5 protein-coding genes are annotated in these 2,852 nt (G+C 47.6%); 1 reads left to right on the top strand and 4 read right to left on the bottom strand.

All coding sequences use genetic code 11. From position 1 onward, the window contains the following. Positions 1-115: 115 nt before the first annotated feature. Both J0A65_RS22020 and J0A65_RS22015 read right to left on the bottom strand, forming a co-directional pair. A complete protein-coding gene (locus J0A65_RS22020; protein ID WP_206596466.1) occupies positions 116-550 on the bottom strand; it encodes a hypothetical protein in 435 nt (144 codons plus the stop codon). Next, on the bottom strand, positions 550-1,176 hold the full coding sequence (locus tag J0A65_RS22015; protein ID WP_206596465.1) for a hypothetical protein: 627 nt from the start codon (positions 1,174-1,176) through the stop codon (positions 550-552). The genes J0A65_RS22020 and J0A65_RS22015 overlap by 1 nt, the downstream gene beginning before the upstream one ends. A gap of 38 nt (positions 1,177-1,214) precedes the next feature. Here J0A65_RS22015 and J0A65_RS22010 point away from each other — a divergent pair, with 38 nt between their 5' ends. Then, positions 1,215-1,388 carry a hypothetical protein gene (locus tag J0A65_RS22010; protein ID WP_206596464.1) on the top strand — a complete coding sequence of 58 codons (174 nt, stop codon included), beginning with the start codon at positions 1,215-1,217 and terminating at the stop codon, positions 1,386-1,388. Here J0A65_RS22010 and J0A65_RS22005 read toward each other — a convergent pair. Further along, positions 1,385-2,098, bottom strand: a complete 714-nt coding sequence (locus J0A65_RS22005) for a hypothetical protein (RefSeq protein WP_206596463.1) — start codon at positions 2,096-2,098, stop codon at positions 1,385-1,387. The genes J0A65_RS22010 and J0A65_RS22005 overlap by 4 nt on opposite strands. Before the next feature lie 76 nt (positions 2,099-2,174). After that, positions 2,175-2,339, bottom strand: a complete 165-nt coding sequence (locus J0A65_RS22000) for a hypothetical protein (RefSeq protein ID WP_206596462.1) — start codon at positions 2,337-2,339, stop codon at positions 2,175-2,177. Positions 2,340-2,852 lie beyond the last annotated feature (513 nt).

Here is a 2,852-nt window from a genome sequence, read left to right as displayed (position 1 = left end):
CGCCTTAAATTGCTCCGCCACGTTTAGACAGCTTGCGGAAAAGGGGCTAGGTCGGTCTCTGGATCAACTTTATTCCCGCCCGTCGCATCTGGACTTGCTACCTCTTTTGGACCATTCAAACTCTAGCCAAAATATACTCCTCCACCTCTAAGATAGAGTAAAAGTCCTTCTTGGCGTCGAAGTATATGTGACCATCATCGTACACAACTCGGCCACCTAAAGTCATACCTATGGCATAGGCAACAACCACAGAGAGGAAAACACTTTTCTCCGATCTAGTAAGTATCTGAGCCACAATAGGCAAATCATGCTCTGAGTCCTCCCTCAACTCCTCGGGCACCTCTGAAAAGCTTATCCAACAGAATAAATCTTGCTCATGATCCTGTACAAGAATCAGCCCCTTGCTCAAATCAAGTCCGCCAGCAAGGTTAACACCAATAGTTATTCTCTCTACCCTCTCAAAGAACTTAGAAAGAAGTGAGAGCATACCCTCCAGCAGCTCACTGAAAGTAGGGATTTCTCTAACAGGAACAAACAGACCAGTTGACATTACTGCCACCCTTTATGCTGAGCAACCCGCCCGGCAGAAATATTCATCCAGCCATCTTGCGTTTTTATATAAATATTACTCACAACCCCTTCACCGACAACATTGGAGACAGGAGACCCAGGTTTAAAATGATCCAGCATCTTATTCATGGAAACGCCTGTTCTGGAGGCATCTATATATATATCCCCTCTATACCCAGCTTTCGCCATATCCTTAGCCCCGCTAACTATATTTCTTCTTACTGCGTTTATACTCGCACCCTCTACGACTTTAAGTTGAACAGGTACGCCATCCAACCAACCATCAATACCAGCAAACTTAGATGAGTCCACCCCCTTAAATCCCCCCTTAAAGGAGACTATCTCAGACGCCTGCTTGAATTCGTGATCAGTTAAAGATCCTCTAATAACAGAGCCCTGTTTCCCCGTCGGCAACGCTAACGGCGGATTTACTTTGACAATTTCTTTTGGACCGCCTTCGACAACACCAGAGTCCGTTTTGGGCACATGCAGCTTCCCGTCAACGGCACTCGCAATACGATCAACAACTTTACCGCCAACACGCTGCAACACAAGATCAGCAGCAACGGATACTACGAAATCACCAACATTTTCGGCCAGGCTCACATCCCCCGGATGCAAGTAAAAAGGGGACAGATTTATTTATGACGCAGCACCGTCAGCCTAAAAATAAATCTGTCCCCTTTTCCGATCCGGAGCCCGATGCCGAGGTGATCCGCCGGCTGGGGGCCTTTGCCGAGGGCAGGCTCGGCATCGAGGCCATTCTGGAGGCGTTCAGGGGCAGGATCGTGGACGGGCGGTTACTGCCCTTCAACTAAACCAGCCCCAAAACAGGCTTGATACGCTCGTTCATTTCCACAAAGGCCTCATAGGTCAGACCCGGGTCATCGTTGAGAACCAAATAGACCCCATCCACCAGTCGTGCCGCCACATTAACCTTACCTTGCAGTCGTGAAACGACTTCATCAGGACCATAACCCAGGGCACGCTGACAAAGCTCCGCATCCCAAAACTGCGCCGGATATAGAGTGTAAATATTGTTGCGCCCATCAACATCCATAGCTGGATCTTCACGCAGCCGATTGTAAACAGGATTGTCGTCATTTAACCCTCCCTGGTAATACAGCCCGTACAAATCATAAGCAACCAGAGCCTTGTATCCTTTAAACGCTTCAATCACCTTCGGAAGGCACTCATTCAAAACCTGAACATAATCAATAGCCTTATTTGAAACTTTAAACCCAAAGCGCAAATGCTCGTCATAGGAAGCCCGATCTTCATATATATATCGCTCACCACGATACGCGTAGTCTCCAACAAGCCGGAGACCTCTGACGGGAAGCCTAGCTGTATATGTAGCAACTAACCCATCGCCGCAGCTCGGCGCAGTAGGAAGATCAATGCCTGCAAAGCCTAAAGGGGCGCCAATCTTAGACATCCTATCCATGACATCCATATGGCGCTGATCTATAGTAAGAGCATCATCTGGTCGAGCATAAATCCACAACTCAATATCTGCCGCACTCATGGAATTCTTGTCCTAGCACTAACAATTTCGCCAAAACCATTGGTTCGAATAAAAGCTCAAGAAAAAGGTGACAGATTTATTTATGACGCAGCACCGTCAGCCTAAAAATAAACCTATCCCCTTTCCCCTTCAGATCAGAGATGTAACGCTGATAGTCTTGTTCAGCAGCAAATACCACCTGCCGGTTATGCCCTCGCTGCACCACATCATGTGGGTAGTCCGGCAATACAATTCGCCCCACCCTTGGCAGAACGATCTCCTTCCATTGAGACCTGCAGCTTAGTCGATCAGGTGAAAAATAAATCTGTCCCCTTTTTCGAGGAGGAGTTCAGGGGCAGGATTGTGGACGGGCGTCTACTGCCTGCCGCTGACCGCAGATGAAACAACACCAGCGCGGGGCCGGTGTTGGGCGGTACTGTAACTGCACACTTGATCATTCGTACTTAAAGTCGATTTTTATCTTCATGCTGCGCAGGCAGAGTTCGACAACACAACCTTTCCATGGCTTGCCTTCGGCATAGAGCCCATTTAATTCAAAAAAACTTCTAAGCCGAACAAAAAGGTCCAACAAGTCACTATCTACCTTGGCGCTGCTTGGCAAAAAACACTATTGGAAAAAGGGGACAGATTTATTTATGACACAGCACCGTCAGCCTAAAAATAAATCTGTCCCCTTTTCCCATGTCCCCTTTTCCCAGACTAGGCATCTATCCAGCAATAGCCTACTCAATTATATAAGTAGTGAACTTGTTTG

Source organism: Bowmanella yangjiangensis (assembly GCF_017255015.1).
Taxonomy (GTDB): Bacteria; Pseudomonadota; Gammaproteobacteria; order Enterobacterales; family Alteromonadaceae; genus Bowmanella; species Bowmanella yangjiangensis.
This window is presented reverse-complemented; position numbering and strand designations above follow the sequence as displayed.